This is a genomic window from Aeromonas finlandensis (genome assembly GCF_000764645.1).
Taxonomy (GTDB): Bacteria; Pseudomonadota; Gammaproteobacteria; order Enterobacterales; family Aeromonadaceae; genus Aeromonas; species Aeromonas finlandensis.
The window spans coordinates 1-25,733 of sequence record NZ_JRGK01000070.1; the positions used below are offsets into that span (position 1 = coordinate 1).

Sequence of the window (25,733 nt, forward strand, 5' to 3'; positions counted from 1 at the left end):
CCCGGTATCAGATCCTTGAGCGCCCCCTTGCCCAAACCGCGATGGCGGTGGATGTTCTCCACCACCACAATGGCGTCATCCACCAGAATGCCGATGGAGAAGATCAGCGCAAACAGCGATACCCGGTTGAGGGTAAAGCCCCAGGCCCAGCTGGCAAACAGGGTCAGTGCCAGGGTGATGACGATGGCAACGCCAACTACCAACGCCTCGCGCCAACCCATGCTCACCAGCACCAGCAGCACCACCGCCGTGGTGGCAAAAATCAGCTTGCCGATCAGGGTGTTGGATTTGGTCTCGGCGGTGACGCCGTAGTCCCGGGTCACCATCACCTCGACGCCGGCAGGGATAAGCCGATTTTTGAGACTCTCGACCCGCGCCTCCACCCGCTTGGCCACCTCGACCGCGTTCTGGCCTGGCTGCTTGCCGATGGCCAGGGTCACCGCCGGATAACTTGCTTGCCCCTGCCCCATCCAGCTGCGCTTGGTCGGGGTCTCCTGACCCAGAGAGACCCTGGCCACATCCCCCAGATAGACCGGCTTGCCATCGTGCAGCCCCACCACCAGCTCGCGGGCCTCCTGCTCGCTTTGCAGGAACTGCCCCACCTGCACCTTGATCTCCCGGTTATCCTGCTCGATAGCCTGTGTCGGGACCACCTGATTGGCGGCGGCAAGTCGCTGGCTCAGCTCGCCCCAGCTGATGCCGTGAGCGCTGAGGGCCGCCGGATCCGGCATTACCCGCAGCACGACGCTCTGGCTGCCCAGCGTGTAGATATCGCGGGTACCGGGAATGCGCTTGAGTTCGGTCTCCAACTCATGGGCGACCCGGGTCAGCTCGGGTGCCCCCAGTTGCTTGATCCCCTCTTTACTCCATAAGGTCAAACTGACGATGGGGACATCATCGATCCCCCGAGGTTTCACCAGCGGCTGACCGACCCCAACCCCCTGTGGCAACCAGTCACGGTTGGAGTCGAGCTGGTTGTTGAGATCGACGATGGCCTGCTCGCGACTCACCCCCACCTTGAACACCACCACCAGCAGGGCGCCATCGGGCTGGGAAAAAGAGTAGAGGGTATCAATTCCCTTTATCTGGGAGACCACCTGCTCGGCAGGGGTGGTAACGAGGGATTCCACCTCTGCCGGGGTGGCTCCCGGGAAGGGGATATAGACATCGGCGAAGGTGACATCGATCTGTGGCTCCTCCTCCTTGGGGGTCACCAGCACCGCAAACAGGCCGAGCAGCAGCCCCACCAGTGCCAGCAGCGGGGTGATGGCCGAGCCCTGAAACAGCGCCGCCAGCCGACCGGCAGGCCCCAGCCTCTCCTTGTTGCCGTTCAGCTCACTACTCATGAGCAACCTCCTGCTGCTGCGCCCAGGCATCGGGGGCCAGCTTGTCACCGGCTTGCAGACCTGCCAGGATCTCGCACTGCCCCTCGACGCAATGGCCTACCCGCACCGGCGTCAGGGCCCAGCCAGCGGGCTGCAGCAGATAGACGCCGTTGAACTCCCCTTGCCGCAGCAGGGCGCGATCCGGCACCTGCAACACCTGACGCTCACCCTGCTTGAGCTGCACCTTGAGCCACATACCGGGCAATACCCCGGCGGTTTGCGGCGGCAAGTCGAGGCGCAACCTGAAGGCGTGGCTCTGGCTGTCGGCATAGTTGAAGCGGGTCAATTTGACCGGGGTGACAGACTTGCCATCGGGCAGCAGCACCTGCACATCCGCAGGCTCACGAGCGAGCGTCAGGGCAGATTGAGGCAGCTCCACCTCCACCCGCAAGGTATCGAGGGAGAAGCCGGAGAGCAGCGGGGTACCGGGGGCAACGGTCTCCCCCAGCTCCACCAGCCGTTTGGTCACCACCCCGGCGTAGGGGGCCAGAATGCGGGTGTAGCCGTAGGCCTCGCGGGCCTGAGTGAGGGCCGCGTTGGCCGCATTGACCTCGGCGCGGGCGGCGCGATCGGAGGCCTCTGCGTTATCGAGCTGAGCGCGGGTGATCACCCCCTTGGCGATCAGCGCCTGAAAGCGGGCGAGCTGGCGCTCGGCCTCCACCTGCTGGGCCTGCGCCCGGGCCAGCCGCGCCTGCGCACCCGTGACGGCGGCAAACTGCTCTTTGCCGCTGATCTCCAGCAGGGGTTGCCCCGCCTGCACCTGATCGTTCACATCCACCAGCATGCGGGAGACCCGACCGCTGGTCTGGGCCGCCACCGTCCCCTGATTGATGGCAGTGACGGTGCCATCCAGCGTCAGCCAGTCGGTCACCGGCTGTGGCGCCACTGTTAACAAGGGCTCTGTCAGTGGGGCAATCGGCTCCCCTTGTGCGGCCAGGGCCTGGGTGGATATCATGGCCTGCGATGTCATCACCAACAAGGTGAGCCCCAGCAACCGAATGTTTTCCATCATCACTCTCCTTCCCTGGCGTCATCAGTCAATTCACGGGATCAGGCGGTATGGGACTGGCGCACCTTATCCTTTTTCCGAGCCAGCACCTTGGCCCACCCCCTATCAAACAGCAAGATCCCGGCCACCATGGCCGCTATAAACAACATTATCATGAGCTGTCCGCTGGAAATGAGACTCAGCGCAGGCCCCGGGCAGATACCCACCAGCCCCCAGCCAATGCCAAACAGTGCGGCCCCGCCGATCAGCCGGCGATCCAGCTTGGGGTCCGGTATGGCGGCGATGGGCTCACCCAGCACGCTCTGGCGACGGGGTTTCACCAGCAGAAAATAACCCGGCATAAAGACCAGCAGGGCGCCCCCCATCACGAAGCCGAGGCTGGGATCCCAAGCCCCGGCCAGATCGAGAAATCCGGTGACCCGGGCGGGATCCACCATGCCGGAGATGGCCATCCCCAGCCCGAACAGCAGGCCCGCAAACAAACTTGTCAGCAACTTCATGGCGATCAGTCCCTTACAGCAAATGATGAGTGACGAAGACGGTGATAAAGCCAGCCGCCATAAAGGTGAGGGTGGCGACGATGGAGCGCAGGGAGATCCGCCCCATGCCGCAGATACCGTGGCCGCTGGTGCAGCCATTGCCAAGACGGGTACCGATGCCGACCAGCAGACCGGCCAACAGCACCACTGGCCAGCCGGGCAGGGTGGTGAATGTGGGCATGCTGGCCCAACCCAGGGTCAGCGCCAACCAGGCGCCAGCCCCCAGCCCCAGCAGAAACAGCACCCGCCATGGCGCGCGGTGTTGCAAGGCTCCGGCCAGAATGCCGCTGATCCCGGCAACCCGGCCGTTGAACAACATCAGGAGCAGGGCCGACAGCCCCGCCAGCATGCCGCCACCCAAAGAGAGCAGCCATTGGCTTTCCATCATCAAGATTCCTTATTTTCTGAGTGACAAAAATGGGTTTGCAGCGCCCCCAGCACATCGGCGGCCGCCTCGCTCACCAGCGAGTAGTAGATCTGCTGGGAGACCTTGCGCGAACGGATAAGGCCCTGGCGCTTCAATACCGAAAGTTGCTGGGAGAAGGCCGACTGCCCGAGCTGGCTGTGGGCCAGCAGCTCCCCGACCCCCTTCTCCCCCTCCACCAGCTGGCAGAGCACCATCAGGCGTTCAGGGTGAGCCAACGCCTTGAGCAGGGAGGCGGCGGCTGTCGCATGTCTGTTCATCTGGTCGAATTGGCTCATAAGAGTAAATTAGCAATTGCTGATATTTGTTCTATTGTATAAAACAACCCTAAATTAGCAATATCTAAAGTAGATAAGGAGAGAGTCATGACTGTAGATAACGGCGTCAGAATCGTCGCGGGCTGCATGTTGCTGCTCTCGCTGATCCTTACCACCTGGGTTCATCCGGGCTTTGTCTGGTTGAGCGCCTTTGTCGGGGTCAACCTGATCCAGAGTGCGTTCACCGGTTTCTGCCCGGCCGCAATGATCCTCAAACGGATGGGATTGAAATAACCGGGTCAGTTTTTGGCGGACCGGAGCGGCCAAGACAGGGGCTTCCGATTATGTTTCAAGATGTTGCTGCGGGTGGCGCGGGGTTTACCCTGCCTGCCGCCTCGGCTATCATTCGAGCCTCTTATCAATAGCGGAGACCATCAGTGGGCAACTCATCAAGTGACAGTTGTAGACCGGCCCTGTCAGCCGGTACCAAGGTCGCGAGCTAGCCGCAGGTCTTTCTCTGCCGCATGCTCGCAGCCCTGCGAGAAGCGGAAATCCACTCCCCTCTTCTCTTTTTACACTTGACGTCTGGTGACCATTGGCCACAAGCCATGGCCGTCATGCCTGCATAGTTTCTGCTTCCCACAAGGAGGCTACTATGCGTTTTATCTCAATCAAACCGGCTGCGGATCGCGCGGTCGTAACAGGCTCTGTTGCTACCCGGGCTCACCCCCTGCTGAGCAAGCTCGGCCGTGGCATGCTGCCACGCTGGCTGGGCGGTAAACAGCGCCAACACCACTACCGGCTACAGATCCGCTGTGAGGATCGCGCCGATATGGAGCTGGTGCTGGATATGGTGAGCCACACCCTGCAACCGGCGGGGCTGCAACCGATGCAATCGATGAAGCCGGGGCGCAGCGGCGGGCGTGAGCTGGTGCTCAACCTGCAGTGCACCCCGCCCCAGCGACGCTATCTGGTGCAGTTTGTTCATCAGGTCGGGGTGGCGCATCCGGTGCGCTGGCAACTGCGCCCGCGCATCGACTGCGATCCCGAGCTCAACTGACCGCACACCTGCGTTAACCACAGCGAAGGGGGCCAGCCACGCTGGCCCCCTTGTCGTGAGCAACAGCTTGCCCTGCGGCGGATCGGATAGCCGATACGCCGCCCATGCTTGCACTTATGTTCGCGCCTATGCTCGGCTCGCCCCTTGGGTACCCGAGGGCGGGCGTGCTGTGTTGTTTTTCTGCTGGCCGTCAGCGCAATCATCCCCTGATCCATCCGCCATAGGGCGTTTCATCATGGATTGCGCCATGCCAGCACTCATCAGAAGGAGTACGCCATGAAGATGTGGCAACAAATTGACATGATCTCCCTGCTCGACACCCTGGCCAGCCTGCTGCTCGCCTTTGTGCTCGGCAGTCTGGTCGGGCTGGAGCGCCAGTACCGCCAACGTACCGCGGGCCTGCGCACCAACGTGCTGGTCGCCGTGGGGGCGGCCCTGTTCGTCAGTCTGGCCCAGCGCATCTATGACCTGCACGGCGGCAACTACAACGTGGTCCATGTGGTGGCCTATATCGTCTCCGGCATCGGCTTTCTCGGCGCCGGTGTCATCATGCGCGAGTCGGGCAATATCCGCGGCATCAACACCGCCGCCACCTTGTGGGGCGTGGCCGCCGTCGGCGCCGCCTGTGGCGCCGGGCTGGCCATCGAGGCGATTCTGGGGGCCCTGTTCGTGCTGGCCGCCAACACCCTGCTGCGGCCGCTGGTCAATCAGATCAACCGCCGCCCGGTGGACAATACCGACACCGAAGTGACCTACAAGGTGACGGCGTTGACCCAGCGCGAGCATCAAAAGGAGGTGCTCCACTGGCTGGAAGAGATGCTGGAGCAGGCCAACTACCCCTTGAGCGAACTCGATATCGAGCCCTTTGGCGAACGGGATCTGGAGATCTCGGCGGTGCTGCTCGCCACCTCCATCGATGGCGACGAGCTGGATGCCCTGATGCAAAAACTGGCCATCCACCCCCATATCAAGCAGGTGTTCTGGCGTGCCAGCACCACGGATTGACCGGGGAAAAAGCCAAAAAAAGAGCCGGCACAAGGCCGGCTCTGTTTATTCGGGGAGCGGAAATCAGCTGGTCAGATCGTCGAAGAAGCGTTTCACCCCTTCGAAGAAGCCTTCCGATTTCGGCTTGTGGGTCTTGGCAGCGGCACCGCTGAACGACTCGTCCAGCTGGCGCAGCAGCTCTTTCTGCTGCTCGGTGAGATTGACCGGAGTCTCGATCACCACCTTGCACATCAGATCCCCTACCTGACCGGAACGTACGGACTTGACGCCCTTGCCGCGCATGCGGAACATCTTGCCGGTCTGGGTCTCCGGAGTGACCTTGAGCTTGACGCGGCCATCCAGGGTCGGCACTTCAATCTCGCCACCCAAGGCTGCTGCGGTGAAGCTGATGGGCACTTCGCAGTAGAGGTTGTTGCCGTCACGCACGAAGATCTCGTGCTCTTTGACGTGCACCTGTACGTAGAGATCCCCTGCCGGTGCCCCTGCTTCCCCCGCTTCCCCTTCACCGGAGAGACGGATGCGATCGCCGGTATCGACGCCCGCCGGAATTTTCACCGACAGAGTCTTGGTGCGCTGGTAGCGACCTTCACCGTGGCACTTGCGGCACGGATCCTTGATGATCTTGCCGCGGCCGTGACAGTGCGGGCACGCCTGCTGCACCGCGAAGAAACCCTGACGCATCTGCACCTGGCCGGAGCCGTGGCAGGTCGGGCAAGTCTGGGCACTGCTGCCGGTGTGGGCACCGGAGCCGTTACAGACTTCGCAGTGAACCAGGGTCGGCACCTTGATCTCCTTGGAGACCCCGCGTACCGCCTCTTCCAGCGTCAGCTCCATGGTGTAACGCAGGTCGGAGCCACGGGCCGGGCCACGACGGGCACCACCACGGCCACCGCCGAAGATGTCACCGAATACGTCACCAAACATGTCGGCGAAGTCGGCATTGCCGCCAAAGCCGCCGTGTCCACCGCCACCCTGGCTCGGGTCGACACCGGCATGGCCGTACTGGTCGTAACGGGCACGCAGGTTGGCATCGGTCAGGACCTCATAGGCTTCCTTGACCTCTTTGAACTTCTCTTCGGATGCGGCATCACCCTGGTTGCGGTCCGGGTGATACTTCATGGCCAGACGCTTGTACGCCTTCTTGATCTCGCGATCGTCGGCATCTTTCGCCACACCCAGTACTTCGTAGAAATCGCGCTTCGACATACTCATCCTGTGGTTACGCAGACGGGCGTTGGTTACCCAACGCCCGTGAATTCATTGACCAAGCCGATGGGCGAAGCGGACTCCGCCCATCTGGGTAGGGCTTACTTCTTGTCGTCTTTCACTTCTTCGAACTCGGCGTCGACTACGTCGTCGTCAGCCTTGGCAGAAGAGGAGGACTGACCGGCATCAGCACCGGCTGCGCCCTGGGCCTGGGCCTGCTGCTGGGCAATTTCCATCAGCTTCTGGGAAGCCTCCAGAAGAGCCTGCTGTTTGGCTTCGATGGCAGCCTTGTCGTCACCCTTGAGGGCCGCTTCCAGCTCGCTCACAGCGGCTTCGATCTTGGTCTTGTCGTCGGCAGGCAGGGCGTCACCGGCTTCGGTGATCTGCTTGCGTACGGAGTGGACCAGACCATCAGCCTGGTTGCGAGCCTGTACCAGCTCTTCAAACTTCTTGTCCTCGGCCGCGTTGGCTTCGGCTTCGCGTACCATGCGCTCGATCTCGTCATCAGACAGACCAGAGGAAGCCTGGATGGTGATCTTCTGCTCTTTGTTGGTCTCTTTGTCTTTCGCAGAGACGTGCAGGATACCGTTGGCATCGATGTCGAAGGTCACTTCGATCTGCGGCAGACCGCGCGGTGCCGGACGGATGCCTTCCAGGTTGAACTGGCCCAGAGACTTGTTGTCGCTGGCGCGCTTGCGCTCACCCTGCAGCACGTGAATGGTCACGGCAGACTGGTTGTCTTCAGCAGTAGAGAACACCTGGGACTTCTTGGTCGGGATAGTGGTGTTCTTCTCGATCAGCGCAGTCATCACGCTACCCATGGTTTCGATACCCAGAGAGAGCGGGGTAACGTCCAGCAACAGTACGTCGGTCTTGTCACCGGACAGTACGGCACCCTGGATGGCAGCACCCATGGCCACGGCTTCGTCCGGGTTAACGTCTTTACGCGGCTCTTTGCCAAAGAACTCGGCAACGGTCTTCTGAACCAGCGGCATACGGGTCTGACCACCAACCAGAATCACGTCGTCGATCTCGCCAACTGCCAGACCGGAGTCTTTCAGGGCGACACGAACCGGCTCCAGAGAGTCTTTCACCATATCTTCCACCAAGGATTCCAGCTTGGCGCGGGTCACCTTGATGTTCATGTGCTTCGGACCGGTGGCATCTGCAGTGATGTACGGCAGGTTGACGTCGGTCTGCTGGGCAGAAGAGAGCTCGATCTTGGCTTTCTCGGCGGCATCTTTCAGACGCTGCAGAGCCAGCTGGTCGTTGCGCAGGTCGATGCCCTGCTCACGCTTGAACTCGTCTACCAGATAGTTGATGACGCGGTTGTCGAAGTCTTCACCACCCAGGTGGGTGTTACCGTTGGTCGCCAGTACTTCGAAGGTGGTTTCGCCTTCCACTTCGTCGATCTCGATGATGGAAATATCGAAAGTACCGCCACCCAGGTCATATACGGCAACCTTGCGCTCGCCCTTGACCTTGTTTACGCCGTAGGCGAAAGCAGCTGCAGTCGGTTCGTTGATGATGCGTTTTACATCCAGACCGGCGATGCGACCAGCATCCTTGGTAGCCTGACGCTGGGCGTCGTTGAAGTAGGCCGGAACAGTGATGACTGCTTCGGTTACCGGCTCGCCCAGGTAGTCTTCGGCGGTCTTCTTCATCTTTTTCAGCACTTCGGCAGAGATCTGCGGCGGTGCCATTTTCTTGCCCTTCACTTCAACCCAGGCGTCGCCGTTGTCAGCTTTGGCGATGGCGTACGGCATGATTTTCAGGTCACGCTGCACTTCTTCATCTTCAAAACGACGACCGATCAGACGCTTGATGGCGAACAGGGTGTTTTTCGGGTTGGTGATGGCCTGACGCTTGGCCGGCTGACCAACCAGGATCTCGCCATCATCGGCATAGGCAATGATGGACGGAGTAGTACGATCGCCTTCTGCGTTCTCGATCACGCGAGCAGTGTCGCCATCCAGAATAGCGACGCAGGAGTTGGTAGTACCCAGGTCAATACCGATGATTTTACCCATTTGACGAATCTCCAAATACTTTGAATAAACTGGCGAGGAACTCGCCTTAATGCGTTAACGGCTAGGTGGGGGCAGCCAATCTGGCTTTCAAGCTCCCGGCATCAAATTTTTTGTGCCGCCGCGGCCTTGCTACCTATATGGGGTCGCCAGACGCAGCTTCAAGCCCCAACCCTAAAAAACCACACCCTTTGTCATGGTTGCGCGGTCACGTTGAGCCGTGAAACCGGGCACGATGAGCGGGTGCTGCACTGCGAAACAAAAAGCCCGCCACGGGGCGGGCTCGGGCACCCACAGCCAATCAGTCGACCGCTTTGGCGATCATCACCATGGCAGGACGGATCACCCGACCGTTGAGGTCGTAACCCTTCTGCATCACGGCGATCACGGTGTTCGGGGCCACATCGGCACTCGGCACCATGCTCATCGCCTGATGGGCGTTGGGGTCAAACGGCTGGTTGAGCGGGTCGAGCGCGACAAGACCAAACTTGGCGACGCCGCTCTGCATGGATTTCAGGGTCAGCTCGACACCTTCGATCATCGGCTTGAGGGCTTCGTTCTCCTTGTCGGCCAGTTCGATGGCACGCTCAAGGTTGTCCAGCACCGGCAGCAGTTCGCCAGCGAACTTCTCCAGAGCGAACTTGTGTGCCTTCTCCACATCCTGGGCGGCACGGCGACGCAGGTTCTCCATCTCGGCGACGGCGCGAATGGCGCGCTCACGCTCTTCGAGGGAGGCCTGCTGGGCAGCTTCCAGCTGCGCTTCCAGTTCGGCAATGCGGGCCTGCTCGGCTGTCACTTCACTGTCTACATCGGTCGGCTCGACTGGCTGGACTTCCACTTGCTCCATCGCTTCAACCTTTTGCTCTTCGTGGTTCATGACATCTCCAATTCCGGGGTTACTTATTGAGGGCCTTGGCGTCTGGTTGAGCGACCGGACGACAACAGACCGACTACGTTGGCGCTATTATGGGGATGCATCCCCGGCTTTCAAGGGGTAAAAGGCCAATCAGGGTTGATGATCTGCCGCAACCGGCAGTTTATCCGGGTTGCCGCTCACCCTTTAACCAGTTGACTCAACGGGATAGCGGACTCTGTCACACGGGAGAGCGTCACAAGCAGGACAAAGCACTGTATACTGGCCCGCAATACTCACCCCAGACCCGACAGACTATGGATTCTCCGTTCAAAACCATCGCCCTGATTGGCAAACCCCACCATGAGGGGGCCAACCAGACGCTGACCGGCCTGCATCAATACCTGACCGCCCGCGGCTTTCGGGTACTGGTCGAGAGCCGGGTCGCCCAGACCCTTAGCATCCTCGATGAAAACGTGATGGATCTGGTGCAGTTGGGCCAGCTGGCCGACCTCGCCATCGTGGTTGGCGGTGACGGCAACATGCTGGGGGCGGCGCGGGTGCTGTCGCGCTTCGATGTGGCGGTGATCGGGGTCAACCGGGGCAACCTCGGTTTTCTGACCGATCTCTCGCCGCAGGATTATCTGCTGCCGCTGGAGCAGGTGCTCTCTGGCCACTACAAGAGCGAACACCGCTTCCTGCTGGAGGCATCGGTCTATCGCCACGGCGAGCGCAAGTCGAGCAATCTGGCAGTCAACGAAGCGGTACTGCACCCGGGCAAGATCGCCCACATGATCGAGTTCGAGGTCTATATCGATGGCAGCTTTATGTATAGCCAGCGCTCGGACGGCATCATAGTCGCCACCCCGACCGGCTCCACAGCCTATTCACTTTCCGCGGGCGGCCCTATCCTTACCCCCAAACTCAACGCCATTACGCTGGTACCGATGTTCCCGCACACCCTGAGCAGTCGCCCCATCGTGCTCGATGCCGACAGCGAAGTGCGCCTGCTGGTCTCGCCAGATAATCAGGATGACGCCATGCAGGTGAGCTGTGACGGTCAGGTGACGCTGGCGGTCCACCCGGGGGACGAGATCCTGATCAAGAAGAGCCACCACAAACTTCATCTGGTGCATCCGCTCGACTACAGCTACTTCCACGTGCTGCGCAACAAGCTCGGCTGGGGCAGCAAGCTGTTTTAACCGGCGCGGGCCGACAACAGCATTGCTAGAGAGGGTGCCTGAATTGGCGCCCTTCTACCTTCTTTCGTCACAACCTCCCCACTGCATTCTCTTATTCGTACCGCGCTCCAATCATCACTACCGCATGCCCATATCGGTACCGCACTGGCGCGCCCTTCCTGTGTTAAAAATGGTAGCGCCCTCTTTACTGTATATAAGACCAGTATATACTGGATGCATACACAGTAATGTTGACCTATACAGGATGAGACCATGCTGACCCAGCTGACCGTCAACAACTTCGCCATCGTCAAGTTTCTCGAACTCGATCTGCAACCGGGCATGACCTGCATAACCGGTGAGACCGGCGCCGGTAAATCCATCGCCATCGACGCCCTCGGCCTCTGCCTCGGAGAGCGGGCCGAAGCGGGTATGGTGCGACCCGATAGTGACAAAAGCGAGGTCAGCGCCCGCTTCCTGCTCGACAACAACCCGGCCGCCCGCGCGTGGCTGGCCACCAACGAGCTGGAAAACGAAGGGGAGTGTATCGTGCGGCGAGTCATCTCCGCCGAGGGTCGCTCACGCAGCTATATCAACGGCGTGCCCGTCCCCCTCACCCAGCTCAAGAATCTGGGCCAGTTGCTGGTCAACGTGCACGGTCAACATGCCCACCAGATGCTGCTCAAACCCGACTACCAGCTCGCCCTGCTCGACGGCTATGCCGGTCACCATCTGCTGCTCGACGAGGTGCGCCAGCACTATCAGCAGTGGCGCCAGCTGCAGAACGAGCTGAACCGACTCAAGGCTGAGCAGCAGCAGCGGGAGGCCCGCCGCCAGCTTATCGAGTATCAGGTGCAGGAGCTGGATGAATTCGCCCTGCAACCGGGAGAGTTCGAAGAGATAGAGGAAGAGCACCAGCGTCTCGCCAACGGCACCGAGCTGATGCAGGAGTGCGGCGCCTGCCTCGATCTGCTCTATGACAACGAAGAGACCACCATCGCAGGCCTGCTGCAGACAGCCGTCGATCGGGCCGAGGGGCTGGTCAGCATGGACAGCCGCCTCACTCCGGTACTGGAGATGCTGAACGAAGCCCTGATCGGGGTGCAGGAGAGCCACAGCGAACTGCGCAGCTACCTCGATCAGCTGGAGCTGGATCCCGAACGTTTCAACGAGCTGGAGGCCCGCCTCTCCAAGGCGATCAATCTGGCCCGCAAGCACCACGTCAAACCGGCAGATCTGGCCCAGCATCATCAGGAGCTGGCCTCCGATCTCGCCCGCCTCAACTCCGACGAGGAGCGGTTAGAGGGGATGGAAGATGAGCTGGCCGAGGCCCGTCAGGCTTTTGTCCAGGCCGCCGAAGCCCTGAGCCAGAGCCGTCAGCGTTACGCCCAGGAGCTGGGTACCAAGGTGACCAGCAGCATGCACGAACTGGCGATGCCCGATGGCCGTTTTGCCATCGAGGTACGCCCCGATGCCCAGAGCAGCCTCTCTCCTCTGGGTATAGATAGAGTGGAATTTATGGTCACCACCAACCCGGGGCAACCCATTCAGCCACTTGGCAAGGTGGCTTCAGGCGGTGAACTATCGCGTATCAGCCTCGCCATCGTGGTGATAAGCGCCCGCAAGGTCTCCACGCCGACTCTGATTTTCGACGAAGTGGATGTGGGGATCAGCGGCCCGACTGCCGCCGTGGTGGGTCGCCTGCTGCGCCAGCTCGGCGACTCCACTCAGGTGATGGTGGTCACTCACTTGCCTCAGGTGGCAGGCAACGGCCACCAGCATATGGTGGTGAGCAAGCACACCGATGGCAAAACCACCGAAACCCGGATGGACGCGCTCGATCATAATGCCCGTCTCAACGAGCTGGCAAGGCTGCTCGGCGGCGATCAGATCACCGACAACACCCTGGCCAATGCCCGCGAACTGCTGCGCCGCTGAATCAGGCCATAAAGCCGATTTGCAGCGATAGCGACGGATAGGAGTGACCAAATATGCTGACTGCGAGTACCGCTTCCCTCGCAGTCAGTGAAATAGCCAATAGCCAATAGCCAATAGCCAATAGCCAATAGCCAATTGTGAGAACCGCAGACGCATCAGGATTACCGACCCAGATCAATAAAATGGCGAGTTAGGCGAAGCTGGCAGCAACATGGGCGTGGATCCGGTTGCCTTCATGCAGCGGATTTCGCATAGTGTTGCCCCCCTTTATGGGTATCCAATTGTGAGGCTTTGTCTATGATCCACGTTTTTGGTCACAAGAATCCTGATAGCGACAGTATCTGCAGTGCGCTGGTTATCACCGACTGGCTCAATGGCCAGGGCCGTCAGGCCACCCCATGGCGTCTGGGTGACCTGCGCACCGAAACCCGTTTTATTCTGGAGCAGGCTGGCGTCAGCGAACCCGAGTTGCTGACCAAAGATCTGACCGGTGAAGATGTCTGGCTGGTGGATTTCAGTGATCTGGAACAGGGCCCCGCCACACTGGCACAAGCCAATGTACTGGGTCTGGTGGATCACCACCGTCTCGGCACTCTGGTCACCCAGTCTCCGCTGGATGCCTGGATCCGTGCCGTCGGCTGCACCTGCACCATCGCCTTCGATCTGCTGAGTCAGCAAGGTACCGTGACCCGCAGCCAGGCTCGCTTGATGCTGGGTGCCATCATGAGCGACACACTCTGTCTCACCTCGCCGACCACCACCGAGCAGGACAAGATCGCTTGTGAGCGTCTGGCGCCGCTGGCCGAGGTCTCACTGGCCGAGTTCGGCCAACAGTTGCTGATGGCAAAAACCGACCTGAGCGGCCTCACTCCGGCGCAACTGCTGCAGCAGGATGAGAAAGCGTTCCAGGCGGAAGGTTGCAACTTCATCATGAGCCAGATCGAAGTGGGCAGTGAACAGCAGCTGGCCGACCAACTGGCAGCCCTGCAGCAGGAGATGGCCCAGCGTGTGGCGAGCGAAGGGCTCGACTTCTTCGTGCTGATGGTGACTGACCTGACGGCTGCCGCCAGCCGCATCTACTTTACTGCGCACCCGAAAGTACCGGCAGAATCCAGCTACCACCCGGGCTTTGTCAGCCGCAAGAAGCAGGGTCTGCCCTGGGTGATGGATCTGCTGGCCAAAGCCTGATCCACACTCTCCATCACACATTCCAAAGCCCTGCCTCTGTGCAGGGCTTTTTCATCGCCACTGCCAGCCGCACTCCCCATCCTCTTGCTGACCATCTTGCTCCCCCCTCCTCTCTCGCGCGCATCCCTCTGCTGATTATTGACAGTTAACCCCATAACTTTGCTTACATATTTGCAGCTGTTATTTACCCGGGCTTTGCTGCAGGATAATCGCCGCGCACAACCCTTTTCCGTTTCCATTCAGGTGATCGATGAACATAACCCCCAAGCAGAGAACCCTGGCCATCACCATTCTGATCGCCATGGTGCTCCTCGGCTGGCTACTCTGGCCCAGTCAACCACCCAAGGCCATGCTGACCGCCGAGGTGACCCGCGAGGATATTGCCCAGACCGTGCTGGCCAGTGGCGTGCTGCAAGCCGTTGAGCAAGTGGATGTGGGGGCCCAGGTCTCCGGTCAGGTCACCAAGCTGGCTGTTGAGGGGGGTGATCAGGTCAAGCAGGGGGATCTGCTGGCCGAGATCGATCCCTTGATTGCCCAGAACAACCTCAAGACGGCCGAGGCGGAGCTCGCCAGCAACCGCGCCCAGCTCAAGATCAAGCAGGCGCAACTCAAACAGAACGAGCTCGCCTGGCGACGCCAGCAGCAGATGTTCAAACAGGAGGCGAGCTCACGGGCCGATCTGGAGAGCGCCGAGGCTCTGCTGGCCGTTACCCGCGCCGAACTGCAAAACAGTCAGGCCAATATCGACAACGCCCTGATCAAGGTTGATCGGGCCAAGACCGAGCTGGGCTACACCAAGATCCTGGCGCCGATGGATGGCACCGTCATCAGCATTGTGACCCGTCAGGGCCAGACCCTGGCTGCCAGCCAGACGGTGCCGACCGTGCTCAAGCTGGCCAACCTCGAGACCATGACGGTGAAGGCGCAGATCTCCGAAGCCGATGTCACCAAGGTCAAAGCCGGTATGCCGGTCTACTTCACCCTGATTGGCGATCCGGATACCCGCTATCAGGGTACCTTGCGCGCCGTGGAGTTAGCACCTACCAACATCAACGATCAAGGCGCCACCGGCACCACTACCAACAATGCGGCCGTCTACTACTACGCCCTGTTCGATGTGCCCAATCCCGACCATACCCTGCGGGTAGCAATGACCACCCAGGTGACCATAGTGCTCGGCGAGCGCAAGCAGGTACTCACTGTGCCGCAAACCGCCCTTGGCAAGAAACTGGCCGATAACGAGTACGAGGTGACCCTGGTCAAGGAGGGCGATCAGACCGAGACCCGCACCATCAAGACCGGTATGAAAGACGAGATCCGCATTGAGGTGATCAGCGGGCTGACCGAGAAGGAGGAGGTACAGCTCAATCACGGCGCCCCCGCCGCCAATGATGATATGGCGGTGATGCTATGAGTGAGCCCCTGAGCCAGCTGCCATTGATCCAGCTGAAAGGGGTCGAGCGACGCTACCAGAGCGGCGAGAGCGAGGTCACCGTACTCCACCCTCTCGACCTCACCATCGCGGCAGGAGAGATGATCGCCATTGTCGGCGCGTCCGGCTCCGGCAAGTCGACCCTGATGAACCTGCTGGGTTGCCTGGATAGCCCGAGCAGCGGCCAGTATCTGTTTCGCGGTCAGGACACCGCCACCATGGATGCATTGGCGCTGGCCCGGCTGCGCTGCCACCACTTCGGTTTTATCTTTCAGCGCTACCACCTGCTGCCCCATCTCGATGCCGCCGCCAACGTGGAGATCCCCGCCGTCTATGCCGGTACCAGCCGCCCGGATCGCCAGGCGCGCGCGCGCCAGCTGCTGGGCAGACTGGGACTGGCCGATCGCAGCCACCATACCCCGGGCCAGCTCTCCGGCGGTCAGCAGCAGCGGGTCAGTATCGCCCGGGCGCTGGCCAATGGTGGCGAGGTGATCCTCGCCGATGAACCGACCGGCGCGCTGGATAGCCAGAGCGGCAAGGAGGTGATGGCGATCCTCAAGGAGCTGCACGCTCAGGGCCACACCATCATTCTGGTCACCCACGATATGGATGTGGCCAGCCATGCCGACCGGATCATCACTCTCAAGGATGGTCGAGTAGAGCAAGATAGCGGCCCGTGCCAAACGACCGCGCTGTCCCCAACCACCGCCGTAGACCCCCAAAAAATAGTGCCCACTAAAGGCGCCATTGGCCACGACTGGGATCGCTATCGGGAAGCAGGACGCATGGCGATGCATGCCATGCTCGCCCACCGGATGCGCACCTTCCTCACCATGCTCGGCATCATCATCGGCATCGCCGCCGTGGTGAGCGTGGTCGCCCTTGGTCAGGGGGCCCGCGCCAAGGTGATCGACCAGATCAATGCGATGGGCACCAACACCATCGAAATCTTCCCCGGCAAAGGGTGGGGTGACGAGAAGATGGCCAGCATCCAGACCCTCAACCAGGGGGATCTCGATGCCCTGCTGGGGCAACCCTATCTTGCGGGCGCCAGCCCCGAGATCGGCAGCTCCGGCCAGTTGCGCTATCGCAACAAGACCAACAGCGGCAACGTGACCGGGGTCGGTAATGACTATTTCAAGGTGAAGGGGATGACGCTGGTCAGTGGTCGCTTACTGGAGTGGCAAGATATCCAGCAGCGTGCCGCCGTCGCCGTGGTAGACAAAAAGAGCATCACCAGCCTGCTTGGCAAGGATGATCCGGTCGGCAAGGTGGTATTGGTCGGCACCCTGCCGGTGCGCATTGTCGGGGTGGTCTCGCAGGAGACCGGCTTCGGCCCCACCAGCCAGTCGGTCAATATCTGGCTGCCCTACAGCGCGGTGATGAGTCGCCTCATCTCGCAGCACCACTTCAGCCAGATCACCATCCGGGTCAAAGATGGGGTACAACCGGCACTGGCCGAGCAGGCGGTGATCGAGCTGATCACCCAACGCCACGGGGTGAAGGATTTCTTCACCTTCAGCAGCGACAGCATCATCAAGTCGGTGGAGAAAACCACCGCCACCATGACTCTGATGGTCTCGGCCATCGCGGTGATCTCGCTGATCGTCGGCGGGGTGGGCGTGATGAACATCATGCTGGTGTCAGTGGTGGAGCGTACCCGCGAGATCGGCATTCGCATGGCCGTGGGCGCCCGCCAGTCAGACATCCTGCAGCAATTCCTGATTGAAGCCGTGATGGTCAGCCTGCTGGGGGGGATCTTCGGCGTCGGCCTCTCTCTTGGCATTGGCGTGCTCTTTTCACTGCTGGTGGACTCCATCAAGATGCAGTTTTCACTCTTCTCCATCCTGATGGCCTTTGGCTGCTCGTCACTCATCGGGATCCTGTTTGGTTACCTGCCGGCACGCAATGCGGCGCGGCTCGACCCTGTTGTCGCACTGGCGAGGGAATAACAATGCACAAACTCTCCTGGCTGGCTCTCTGCATGGCCCTCAGTGGCTGCAGTCAGCACAGCACCTATCAAAGACCCGAGCTGGCGCTTGCCCCCACATGGCAACAGGCAGACGGCGTCCAACTGGCTGCGCAGGCTGGCACTTGGTGGCGGGAATTTCATGATCCCCGGCTCGACAAACTGGTCGACGCGGTACTGGCCGCCAACCCGGACATGCGTGTGGCGGCCCTCAAGCTCAAAAGCGCCCGACTGGGTGCCGAGCAGGCCGATACCAACCTTACGCCTTCGGTCAATGGCACTCTCGGCGCCAGCGGCAACAAGGATCTGAAAACCGGCAAAGGCACCAACAGTCTGGGTCCCTCGCTGAGCCTCAGCTACGATGTGGATTTGTGGGGCAAGCTCGCCTCGGTGCGGGATCAGGCAAGCTGGGAGGCGGCGGCAAGCGAGCAGGATCTCGCCAGCACCCGACTGCTGCTGATCGGCAATACCCTGGAGCAGTATTGGCAGCTCGGCTATCTCGGCTCCGCCATCGCGCTCGGAGAACAGCAGTTGGCCAATCTGGCGCGAACCGAGCAGCTGACCCGGACCAAATACCAGGCTGGAGCCATCACTCGGCTCGATCTGGCACAGGCACGCCAACAGTTGGCAGGTAAACAGGCTGAGCTGGCTTCCCTCAAGGCGCAGCAAGAGCAGGCCCGCAATGCCTTGCGTCTGCTGCTGGGCCGCAGCAGCGGGCCGCTGGAGTATGCACCCGCTTCCCTTGCAAAGCAGACCATTCCTGAACTTGCGGTGGGTATCCCGGCTGATGTGCTTGCCCGTCGCCCCGACGTCAAAGCGGCCGAATTGCGGCTGCGCAAGACGCTGGCAAAAGGGGACGAGATCCGCACCAGCTTCTACCCCAGCCTGACCCTGACCGGCAGTGCCAGCACCGCATCCGATAGACTGGCACAGGTGCTGCAAAACCCGGTTGGTACGCTAGGAGCCAGCCTCGCCCTCCCCTTCCTCGAATACAACCGTACCCAGCTCGCCATCGCAAGCTCAGCGCTGGATTACCAGATCGCCGAAACCGAGTTTCGCAAACAGCTCTACACCGCACTGGTGGAGGTGGAAGACAATCTGGCCGCCCGCCACTATGGCCAGCAGCGACTAGCTTATCTGCAGGAACAGCTGAGTTATGCCCAAGAGGCCGAGCGGCTGGCCAAGGCCCGCTTCCAGGCGGGGGCAACCGGCGTACAAGCCAGGCTCGATGAGCAGAACCGGCTGTGGGATACCCAGCAGAGCCTGCTGGCACAGCAAAAAGAGCAGCTCACCACCACCGCCAAAATCTATCGCGCCCTGGGCGGCAGCGATAGCGTGACCCCCCGATAACGCTTCACCCGGCTATTCCCCACTCTTACCTGCAGAGTGGGGAATGCCATCGCCATAGACCATACAGCATTCCCTCTCCCACACTGCAGCCGAACTCCATTGCCCATCATCAAGGGGCAGTCATGGCAGCGCAGCCAATTCCGTACGTCGACCGACCTAAATAACCCGGCCATCCCTTGTGGCTATCTCTGTACCTCACGCGCCCTGCAGAGATAACGGTTACCGGATATTCCATCAGCAAAGGGCTTTCTGCCTAACAGCGCCCCATCAATCGTGAGAAACATATCCGAAGCACCTATCTGCACGACGCATACAAATAGCGATATCGCGCCGGTGAGCCGCACGACAAAATTAATCGCAAACAACGAGTGATATTGAGAAAAGTAACAGTGTGTTGAAACGACGGTAAAAAGGATACAAGCGAGGATGTAGATAACAATGGGGCAGAGGGGCAGATTGGATAACCACGAGTAAAACCGCAAAAAATAATGCCGCCCTTGGGCGGCATTATTCAATCTCTGAACCTGACGAATTAGATCAGGAAATCGTTCAGGTCTTTACCCAGCGCTACTTGAGCAGCAATGGCTTTCGGCATACGGCCTTGACCGGTCCAGGTTTTTTCCTGGCCATCTTCTTCGTACTTGTATTTAGCCGGACGCGGAGCACGCTTGCTCTTGGCAGCGCCAGTCGCAGCAGCCGGAGCAGCGGCAGTGGCCAGCAGCTCGCGAGGATCAATACCCGCCTGCTGCAGCATTTCGGTGAATTCATTCAGCTTGCGCTGACGCTCTTCCTGTTCAGCACGCTCCTGTTCAACAGAATCAGCGCGCTCTTGGTAAACCAGGTCAAACTTCTCTTTAGCTTCCAGCAGTTGCTCAAACGGCAGCTCACGAATAGCCGCACGCAGACTGCGAATGTTCAGCAGAACTTTCAGAAACTCGTTCATTATTTCCTCACAAAAAAGTCGGTTACAGGGATAACAGTTTCAGAATAGCATGGACAATTCGCGACAACATACAGTTTTTCTATATTAACGTTAATTTTTTCTTAATTTTCACCATCGCGATCGAATGCACGTCACTATCAATAACAAACAAGCAGGAATGCAGGTCTTTTTTGCCGTCGAGGTGATTACCATGCTGTACACAAGAAAGCTGGAATTTCAAGACTCATTAATTTCCAGTTCAGCATCCAACAGAGTTGTGCAGCGCTCATCTATATAAGGATGAAGCTCACATTGCTACCCTACCTTCAACCACATTTGGCAAACAACTCCCTCTGTGTAAAGCCATAAACAAGCCTGAATCCTGCTCCGAAAATCAGGTGCCGAGGAGTATGAACCAATTGACCACACATCTACACCCAGACATCAAAGATCAACAAAAAAAAACCACAAAAATCAATAAATTAACCGCAATGCCCAGAATTTTAAATATAACTTTTATAAACAGGTGATCAGGCCTTACTCCAAGAAAATTCACAAATCTGATACCGGTAATCCAGAAGATTGACAATAAAAAAGCCGGCCCTTGTTAAAGGCCGGCTTTCTACGTAGTCAAATAGCACTATTTAGTTTTGGTTATATTCTTGCCAGACTGATCAACACCGGTAATCACTGCTGTTGCCGCAGACCCAGTCAGAAGGGGCTCGGTTGGATAGAGTTTAAGTGCCTCTGCTCGTAGAGCATTGGCCTCCTCCATACGACCCAATGCATTAAGCGCTAACACCATATTGGCGTATATGTTGGCACGTGGTGTATGACGAACAAATGCCTTCCCCCACTCCAGATAAGCTTCCAGTTCAGCCTTGTTGCTTGTCTGCAAGCCCACCATCAGACGAACCGAGTTCACATCAAACTCGACTCGGGTCAACCAAGCCATGGGATTGACGATATCAAGCAGCAAGGTCGGCTCTTTATACCCACCCCGTTCATACTTGGTGAGTACCCATGCGGTGTGAATAGCCGTAAGCATAAAGGGGACAACCAGCAGCGGGATAGTGATCGCCATAAATCGCAACAGCAGCCAGGGGCGGCATGCCATATCCCACCATGATGAGCAGCCATGACTCACCAGGCTGCTCTCTTCAATTTCGGTATCGATGATATAAATCAGCGTCAGCAACAACCACCACAATACGATTGCGTGGTAGAGAGGGTATTCTGTTTGGGTATGGAGCAATATCGGGGTAACCAGGGCAAGCAGCCCCATGGCATTTACCCAACGGACACTCGCAAGACGCCATAATAACGCTCCCCCCATGATCACCATGCCGATCATAGGTGCAATGCCCCCCTCAACAGCCCAATAGAGAAACTCGTTGTGGGGGTGGTCGAGATTGTACTCAATCTGCACCATAGCTGGATTCAACGCTTTATCAGCCATGTAATGATGGAGAAAAACCGATTCAAAACTGCCGTATCCCCAACCACTCCAGGGAGCCTGCGCAATCAGTTTCGCTGCATACGGCCAATAAATAGAGCGCATCCCACCAGACTGATAAATTTCCAACCCGCGCTTTGCTCCAGCCATCCAATATTGTGATAACAGGCCAATGGCTACAGCCAAAATAACAAGACCCAATATACGCCATAGCAAACGCTGGCGATAAAGCTGTGGCATCAGTAAGAACAGGGCTAGCAGGCCGCCTAGTTGCCCCACTCGGGATTGCAAAGCAACCAGCAACAGTGCTGCAGATAGAATGACGCCATAGCGCAGTGCCATCAGCAAGCGATCCCCCTCTCGGCGTAATTCCAGCCAGATAGCAAGGGCAATCCCGGTCGCCATAAACGTCGCCATCACGTTTGGCTGTTGAAAGATCCCGTAAGGGCGATTGGCTTTGGTGTCATAGCCAATCCAGTTCCCCGGGGTCAACAGATAGAACTGCACCAGACCCAGCACAGCCTCCATCGCGATCGCAATCAAGATGAGATAGAGCAAGCGATCACGCTGCAATCTATCAAAGCGCCATTGATAGAGTCCAAACAAAAACAGCAGACCAGTAAACAGCCCCAGTAATCTGGGAATGGCATAATCCTTGAGTGCAAACCCTGGATAGAGCATAGGGAGCAGCAACAAGAGTGCCCCTATCCATAAACCAGCTTGCAATGGAGAAAATACCAGACGCTGGCGTAACGTCACCTGCCACAACCCCAAGCCTATAGCCAAAGAGGCGAAAATCCATCCCCACGCATTAAAGGGCAGATAGAGCCCGGCGCCGCCAGGGTTGTGCATAAAAAAATGCATGCCCAACAACCAATAAAGCACACTAAAGATCATCATAATTCGCGTTAACGTCACAGCCCAGCTCCTTAGGCCCCCAACATTGTCAGGGCGAATAGACATAGATAAAAAGAGAGGGGGCAAATTGCCCCCTCTACTCAATCAACCACTAACATTATGCCGCTTCTGACCGACGAAAAGCATGGCGAACAAGAACAATCGCGATACCCAACATTCCACCTAGCAAGGTTGCCAAAACCACGATAAGCGGGCGCTTTGGTTTGTCACGAGTAAAAGGTTCTTCCGGTGAATCGATCATCTTGAAAGAGTCAAAAGGAGCATTCGTTAATTGCAAAGCTTTCAGTCCACTGAGCTGCAAGCGAACTTTACCCAGACCTTCATTCAATACTTCAGGGTCTTTTATCTCCTCCAGAATTTTCAATTTTTCTGCCAAGCCCTTGCTACCAAGATCAATGTTGAATATATCTTTACTATTCATCCGCTCTAAAGGTTTTTCCACTCCAGCGGCTTGGCTTATACGCAAGCTATACTGGGTTCTGCGAATATCATCCTGACGAGTCTGTAAGGTATCAGACTTGATATTTTCATACTGAGATGTCAATGCCTTGATACGGTTTTTCCAAAGACTTCTTAGCTCCGCATTTTTATCTGCGACCTGCTTGTTCTGAACAAATTCTATGTACTTGACCAAACGTTGCTGTGCCAACTCAGCGGTCTCTGCCGAGAAGCTGAGAGTCATATCTGTGCCGGTCTTATCAAAAGGTTTGGCCACAATAACCTCCCCCAACTTACTCATCAACGCTCGCTCACTACGACGATCCGTTACTCCTGCCTTACTCAGTTCTTCAGAAAAAATACCCTGCTCAGTTAGAAAAGTACGCTTGTTATTCATGCTATTAAATGCAGCAACAAAGCTCCGATAGAGTTCTGCTCGTTGTAGGGTAGAAAAATCCATCGCAACGGAGGACTCAACAGGCAGACTATTTTTCAGTTGATCTATACGCAACTGAAATACATTTACTTGTTCGATCGATGGTTCACTAATCAATGCTTGACTAGTCCATACCTGACGTGCAGTCATGGCATAGCCAATACCAGCGATAGCAAACAACAAGGTCACCGATAGTATCAAAAATTTTTGGCGCCACAGCTCCAACACCAGCTCTCGTAGATCTATCTCATCTGATGCAGGTGCTTGGACCCACTGGTTAGGAATAACCGGCGTTTTTTCGCTCATCTCTTCTCTCTTGATTGTTAATATCAAAATCTGTGACGAAAGTTGGTAGCACTAAGGCAACTCAACTAAATCGGGTGCCAAGCGATCTTTATCAGATAGCATCAAAGGGAATTGGTCACATAACGGCCAATCTATTGCAAGCGAGGGGCAATCCCAGCGAATACATGCCTCATCGCCCGGCTGATAATAATCGGTACACTTATAAAAGACATCAGCATGCTCACTCATTACATAAAAACCATGAGCAAAGCCCGGAGGAATCCACATCAGTTCTCCAAACTGTGCATCCAGTATATACCCGACCCATTTGCCATAGGTTAAAGAAGAGGGACGAATATCAACAGCGACATCGAAGATGCACCCTTGAATGACCTGAACCAACTTACCTTGTGGCTTGGTTCGTTGATAGTGCAACCCGCGGAGAGTCCCCCTTATAGAGCGACTCAGATTATCCTGAACAAATTGGTGGCTGCCGCACAAGCTCTCAAATTCAGACTGACGAAAGCATTCCCTAAACGACCCTCTTGCATCGATATAGGTTGTTGGTGTCAGTATTTTTACCTCATCCAATACAGTAGATCGACAATTCATCACGGCCACAATTAATTAAGTTAAATATTTTTGAATATACAGCCATATGATTCGATTGACTAACAAATAGCACACAACTCAAACAGCTCGAGCCAAACAAAGCAGAGTATCACGTACCCCCTCACGCCAATCTGGCAGTTGTATGTCAAACCGATGACAAAAAAGACTGGTATCGAGCCTGGAGTTTGAGGGACGCAGCACATGGCCTGGATAATCATGGCTGGCGATTGGAATGACCTTGGGCACACCATAGATCAGCCCGATGCTTTTCGCCTCTTTAAAGACAAAACAAGCATAATCAAACCAGCTGACAAAGCCAGAAGCAGTCACATTATAGAGCCCCTCCAGCTCTGGCTCTGCCAAAACCCTCTCTATGGCCTGTAGAGTCACGTCGGCTAACATCAACGCCGAGGTAGGGGCACCAACCTGATCGCATACCACTTGTAACTCATTACGACTTTTCCCTATGTTAAGCATGGTTTTGAGAAAATTATCCCGCCAAGGGCTGTGTAACCAACTGGTACGAATGATCAGATGACGACAACCACTAGCGATGATCGCCTGCTCCCCCGCCCATTTACTCTGACCGTAGACATTTAATGGCGCAGGTTTATCCGATTCCTTCCACGGCTGCTCCCTGGCACCATCAAAGACATAGTCAGTTGAGAAATGAACCAATAAGGCGTTGTGCTGCTTGGCTAATTCCGCCAGCCGAGCAACACCATCGCGATTAACCTCCAGAGCTAATGCAGGTTCTTTTTCAGCACGAGTAACATCGGTAAAAGCCGCGGCATTGAGGATAACCGAGGGCGTGATATGAGATAGCACCTGCTCATTGGAGCCGGAAAAAACAGAATGCACGAAGTCCACTTCGTATCGCCAAGAAGCAGCTGTAAGTCGCGAGCCAAGAGCTTGTCCTAGTTGACCACTAGCACCACAAAGGAAAATATTAAGTTGACTCATGAGGTGAAAGGATACCATGTTTACGAAGCCAAGCTAACAAACGCCATATAGAATTAACCCCCAAAAAATAGAGGAAAAAAACAACCAAGAACAATAGCAAGCTGATTAACTCAGGCACATTTATAGTCTCTAGGGCAATACCTGTTGCAGCAAGTAAAATGGCTAATATAAAGATAAAAAAAAGTGTATGGCGAGGGGATAAACCAGCTCGTAAACATATATGGTGTAAGTGCTCACGATCTGGTTTAAACGGCGAATGGCCTTTACGAATTCGGCGAACCATGATAGTGACCATATCCATCAACGGAATAGCGATAAGCCAAAGTGCCGTCACTGGATACATCTGAGCTTTTGGTCCTTGAGTGCCTTGCAACAAGACCCATATCACAGTAAAGCCGATCAACATACTACCAGCATCCCCCATAAATACCTTACGGCGTACGCCAAATGGAAAACCTAAATTAAGAATTATATATGGTACCACAACGATCATCATAAGTAGACAAAAACGGGCAAGCCATATCTGTTCATCAATGTAATTGATATACGCCAAACCACCAAAGGTAGCGATTGTGAGTCCTCCTAGAAGGCCATCAATACCATCGACCATATTAAAGGCATTAATAGCCCCCAGAACAGCAAAAACAGTTACAATATAACCCAAAGGCCCCAAAACCAACTCATGACCAAAAGCGAGCCCACCTAAGCTTTTAAGAGATAATCCGGCCCCGAAAATCATCGCGCAAGAAATCAGAATTTGAATAACAAGACGAATTCTATAATCCACATCATACTTGTCATCGATAGCCCCCATCAGAACAAGCACTGATGCACACAACACCTAAATATCAGAACCGACTAATAACTCAGGTTTAAACCA

The 25,733-nt window shown here is 57.1% G+C and carries 23 protein-coding genes; 9 read left to right on the top strand and 14 right to left on the bottom strand.

Annotated elements, in window-relative coordinates:
• From LD28_RS0108705 to LD28_RS0108725, 5 genes are all read right to left on the bottom strand, one after another.
• Positions 1-1,346, bottom strand: a 1,346-nt coding sequence (locus LD28_RS0108705; RefSeq protein WP_033136587.1) for an efflux RND transporter permease subunit, incomplete at its 3' end; no start/stop codon positions are given.
• The gene (locus LD28_RS0108710; protein WP_033136588.1) at positions 1,339-2,394 is read right to left on the bottom strand and encodes an efflux RND transporter periplasmic adaptor subunit; all 1,056 of its coding nucleotides are present in this window, start codon (positions 2,392-2,394) and stop codon (positions 1,339-1,341) included. The genes LD28_RS0108705 and LD28_RS0108710, both read right to left, overlap by 8 nt.
• 41 nt (positions 2,395-2,435) lie before the next feature.
• On the bottom strand, positions 2,436-2,894 hold the full coding sequence (locus LD28_RS0108715) for a YeeE/YedE family protein (protein ID WP_033136589.1): 459 nt from the start codon (positions 2,892-2,894) through the stop codon (positions 2,436-2,438).
• 13 nt (positions 2,895-2,907) lie between these two features.
• A complete protein-coding gene (locus LD28_RS0108720) occupies positions 2,908-3,321 on the bottom strand; it encodes a YeeE/YedE family protein (RefSeq protein WP_033136590.1) in 414 nt (137 codons plus the stop codon).
• Positions 3,321-3,635 (bottom strand): ArsR/SmtB family transcription factor, encoded by a 315-nt coding sequence (locus LD28_RS0108725; protein WP_033136591.1) that lies wholly within the window; start codon positions 3,633-3,635, stop codon positions 3,321-3,323. Before LD28_RS0108725 ends, LD28_RS0108720 begins: the two co-directional genes overlap by 1 nt.
• An 87-nt stretch (positions 3,636-3,722) precedes the next feature.
• Here LD28_RS0108725 and LD28_RS0108730 point away from each other — a divergent pair, with 87 nt between their 5' ends.
• From LD28_RS0108730 to LD28_RS0108740, 3 genes are all read left to right on the top strand, one after another.
• Positions 3,723-3,908: a YgaP family membrane protein gene (locus LD28_RS0108730; protein ID WP_033136592.1), complete on the top strand. Its 186-nt coding sequence runs from the start codon at positions 3,723-3,725 to the stop codon at positions 3,906-3,908.
• 361 nt (positions 3,909-4,269) lie between these two features.
• Positions 4,270-4,674: a hypothetical protein gene (locus LD28_RS0108735; RefSeq protein WP_033136593.1), complete on the top strand. Its 405-nt coding sequence runs from the start codon at positions 4,270-4,272 to the stop codon at positions 4,672-4,674.
• 276 nt (positions 4,675-4,950) lie between these two features.
• On the top strand, positions 4,951-5,679 hold the full coding sequence (locus tag LD28_RS0108740) for an MgtC/SapB family protein (RefSeq protein ID WP_033136594.1): 729 nt from the start codon (positions 4,951-4,953) through the stop codon (positions 5,677-5,679).
• A gap of 63 nt (positions 5,680-5,742) precedes the next feature.
• Here the strand turns inward: LD28_RS0108740 and dnaJ are convergent, their stop codons facing one another.
• The 3 genes from dnaJ to grpE form a co-directional block, all read right to left on the bottom strand.
• Positions 5,743-6,885, bottom strand: a complete 1,143-nt coding sequence (gene dnaJ / locus LD28_RS0108745; RefSeq protein ID WP_033136595.1) for a molecular chaperone DnaJ — start codon at positions 6,883-6,885, stop codon at positions 5,743-5,745.
• A 101-nt stretch (positions 6,886-6,986) separates the two neighbouring features.
• On the bottom strand, positions 6,987-8,915 hold the full coding sequence (gene dnaK, locus LD28_RS0108750) for a molecular chaperone DnaK (protein WP_033136596.1): 1,929 nt from the start codon (positions 8,913-8,915) through the stop codon (positions 6,987-6,989).
• Positions 8,916-9,213: 298 nt separating this feature from the next.
• Positions 9,214-9,789: a nucleotide exchange factor GrpE gene (gene grpE / locus LD28_RS0108755; protein ID WP_033136597.1), complete on the bottom strand. Its 576-nt coding sequence runs from the start codon at positions 9,787-9,789 to the stop codon at positions 9,214-9,216.
• Positions 9,790-10,082: 293 nt separating this feature from the next.
• On the opposite strand from grpE, the gene nadK reads away from it, so the two are divergent.
• From nadK to LD28_RS0108785, 6 genes are all read left to right on the top strand, one after another.
• Positions 10,083-10,967, top strand: a complete 885-nt coding sequence (gene nadK, locus LD28_RS0108760; protein WP_033136598.1) for an NAD(+) kinase — start codon at positions 10,083-10,085, stop codon at positions 10,965-10,967.
• Between the two features lie 252 nt (positions 10,968-11,219).
• Positions 11,220-12,884: a DNA repair protein RecN gene (gene recN, locus LD28_RS0108765; RefSeq protein WP_033136599.1), complete on the top strand. Its 1,665-nt coding sequence runs from the start codon at positions 11,220-11,222 to the stop codon at positions 12,882-12,884.
• A 297-nt stretch (positions 12,885-13,181) separates the two neighbouring features.
• A complete protein-coding gene (locus LD28_RS0108770) occupies positions 13,182-14,072 on the top strand; it encodes a manganese-dependent inorganic pyrophosphatase (RefSeq protein WP_033136600.1) in 891 nt (296 codons plus the stop codon).
• A 250-nt stretch (positions 14,073-14,322) separates the two neighbouring features.
• Complete coding sequence (macA, locus tag LD28_RS0108775; RefSeq protein ID WP_033136601.1) at positions 14,323-15,486, top strand: macrolide transporter subunit MacA; 1,164 nt, start codon at positions 14,323-14,325, stop codon at positions 15,484-15,486.
• Positions 15,483-17,456, top strand: a complete 1,974-nt coding sequence (locus LD28_RS0108780; protein WP_033136602.1) for a MacB family efflux pump subunit — start codon at positions 15,483-15,485, stop codon at positions 17,454-17,456. The genes macA and LD28_RS0108780 overlap by 4 nt, the downstream gene beginning before the upstream one ends.
• Positions 17,457-17,458: 2 nt before the next feature.
• The gene (locus LD28_RS0108785) at positions 17,459-18,823 is read left to right on the top strand and encodes an efflux transporter outer membrane subunit (protein WP_033136603.1); all 1,365 of its coding nucleotides are present in this window, start codon (positions 17,459-17,461) and stop codon (positions 18,821-18,823) included.
• Positions 18,824-19,355: 532 nt separating this feature from the next.
• On the opposite strand, the gene LD28_RS0108790 is transcribed toward LD28_RS0108785, so the two are convergent.
• From LD28_RS0108790 to wecA, 6 genes are all read right to left on the bottom strand, one after another.
• Positions 19,356-19,766, bottom strand: coding sequence for an H-NS family histone-like protein (locus tag LD28_RS0108790; RefSeq protein ID WP_005344269.1), 411 nt, complete (start codon positions 19,764-19,766; stop codon positions 19,356-19,358).
• A gap of 619 nt (positions 19,767-20,385) precedes the next feature.
• The gene (locus LD28_RS0108795) at positions 20,386-22,101 is read right to left on the bottom strand and encodes a PglL family O-oligosaccharyltransferase (protein WP_156120157.1); all 1,716 of its coding nucleotides are present in this window, start codon (positions 22,099-22,101) and stop codon (positions 20,386-20,388) included.
• Positions 22,102-22,216: 115 nt separating this feature from the next.
• Positions 22,217-23,299, bottom strand: a complete 1,083-nt coding sequence (locus tag LD28_RS0108800) for an LPS O-antigen chain length determinant protein WzzB (protein ID WP_033136605.1) — start codon at positions 23,297-23,299, stop codon at positions 22,217-22,219.
• Between the two features lie 51 nt (positions 23,300-23,350).
• Complete coding sequence (gene rfbC, locus LD28_RS22200; protein WP_338151469.1) at positions 23,351-23,869, bottom strand: dTDP-4-dehydrorhamnose 3,5-epimerase; 519 nt, start codon at positions 23,867-23,869, stop codon at positions 23,351-23,353.
• A gap of 99 nt (positions 23,870-23,968) precedes the next feature.
• Positions 23,969-24,853: a dTDP-4-dehydrorhamnose reductase gene (gene rfbD, locus LD28_RS0108805; RefSeq protein WP_162182389.1), complete on the bottom strand. Its 885-nt coding sequence runs from the start codon at positions 24,851-24,853 to the stop codon at positions 23,969-23,971.
• Positions 24,840-25,679: a UDP-N-acetylglucosamine--undecaprenyl-phosphate N-acetylglucosaminephosphotransferase gene (wecA, locus tag LD28_RS0108810; RefSeq protein ID WP_206538739.1), complete on the bottom strand. Its 840-nt coding sequence runs from the start codon at positions 25,677-25,679 to the stop codon at positions 24,840-24,842. The genes rfbD and wecA overlap by 14 nt, the downstream gene beginning before the upstream one ends.
• Positions 25,680-25,733 lie beyond the last annotated feature (54 nt).

Bases quoted from the DNA above. Each gene is read 5' to 3' on its own strand.
- LD28_RS0108710 (WP_033136588.1), bottom strand. From the start codon at position 2,394: ATGGAAAACATTCGGTTGCTGGGGCTCACCTTGTTGGTGATGACATCG.
- LD28_RS0108715 (WP_033136589.1), bottom strand. From the start codon at position 2,894: ATGAAGTTGCTGACAAGTTTGTTTGCGGGCCTGCTGTTCGGGCTGGGG.
- LD28_RS0108720 (WP_033136590.1), bottom strand. From the start codon at position 3,321: ATGATGGAAAGCCAATGGCTGCTCTCTTTGGGTGGCGGCATGCTGGCG.
- LD28_RS0108725 (WP_033136591.1), bottom strand. From the start codon at position 3,635: ATGAGCCAATTCGACCAGATGAACAGACATGCGACAGCCGCCGCCTCC.
- LD28_RS0108730 (WP_033136592.1), top strand. From the start codon at position 3,723: ATGACTGTAGATAACGGCGTCAGAATCGTCGCGGGCTGCATGTTGCTG.
- LD28_RS0108735 (WP_033136593.1), top strand. From the start codon at position 4,270: ATGCGTTTTATCTCAATCAAACCGGCTGCGGATCGCGCGGTCGTAACA.
- LD28_RS0108740 (WP_033136594.1), top strand. From the start codon at position 4,951: ATGAAGATGTGGCAACAAATTGACATGATCTCCCTGCTCGACACCCTG.
- dnaJ (WP_033136595.1), bottom strand. From the start codon at position 6,885: ATGTCGAAGCGCGATTTCTACGAAGTACTGGGTGTGGCGAAAGATGCC.
- dnaK (WP_033136596.1), bottom strand. From the start codon at position 8,915: ATGGGTAAAATCATCGGTATTGACCTGGGTACTACCAACTCCTGCGTC.
- grpE (WP_033136597.1), bottom strand. From the start codon at position 9,789: ATGAACCACGAAGAGCAAAAGGTTGAAGCGATGGAGCAAGTGGAAGTC.
- nadK (WP_033136598.1), top strand. From the start codon at position 10,083: ATGGATTCTCCGTTCAAAACCATCGCCCTGATTGGCAAACCCCACCAT.
- recN (WP_033136599.1), top strand. From the start codon at position 11,220: ATGCTGACCCAGCTGACCGTCAACAACTTCGCCATCGTCAAGTTTCTC.
- LD28_RS0108770 (WP_033136600.1), top strand. From the start codon at position 13,182: ATGATCCACGTTTTTGGTCACAAGAATCCTGATAGCGACAGTATCTGC.
- macA (WP_033136601.1), top strand. From the start codon at position 14,323: ATGAACATAACCCCCAAGCAGAGAACCCTGGCCATCACCATTCTGATC.
- LD28_RS0108780 (WP_033136602.1), top strand. From the start codon at position 15,483: ATGAGTGAGCCCCTGAGCCAGCTGCCATTGATCCAGCTGAAAGGGGTC.
- LD28_RS0108785 (WP_033136603.1), top strand. From the start codon at position 17,459: ATGCACAAACTCTCCTGGCTGGCTCTCTGCATGGCCCTCAGTGGCTGC.
- LD28_RS0108790 (WP_005344269.1), bottom strand. From the start codon at position 19,766: ATGAACGAGTTTCTGAAAGTTCTGCTGAACATTCGCAGTCTGCGTGCG.
- LD28_RS0108795 (WP_156120157.1), bottom strand. From the start codon at position 22,101: ATGATGATCTTTAGTGTGCTTTATTGGTTGTTGGGCATGCATTTTTTT.
- LD28_RS0108800 (WP_033136605.1), bottom strand. From the start codon at position 23,299: ATGAGCGAAAAAACGCCGGTTATTCCTAACCAGTGGGTCCAAGCACCT.
- rfbD (WP_162182389.1), bottom strand. From the start codon at position 24,853: ATGAGTCAACTTAATATTTTCCTTTGTGGTGCTAGTGGTCAACTAGGA.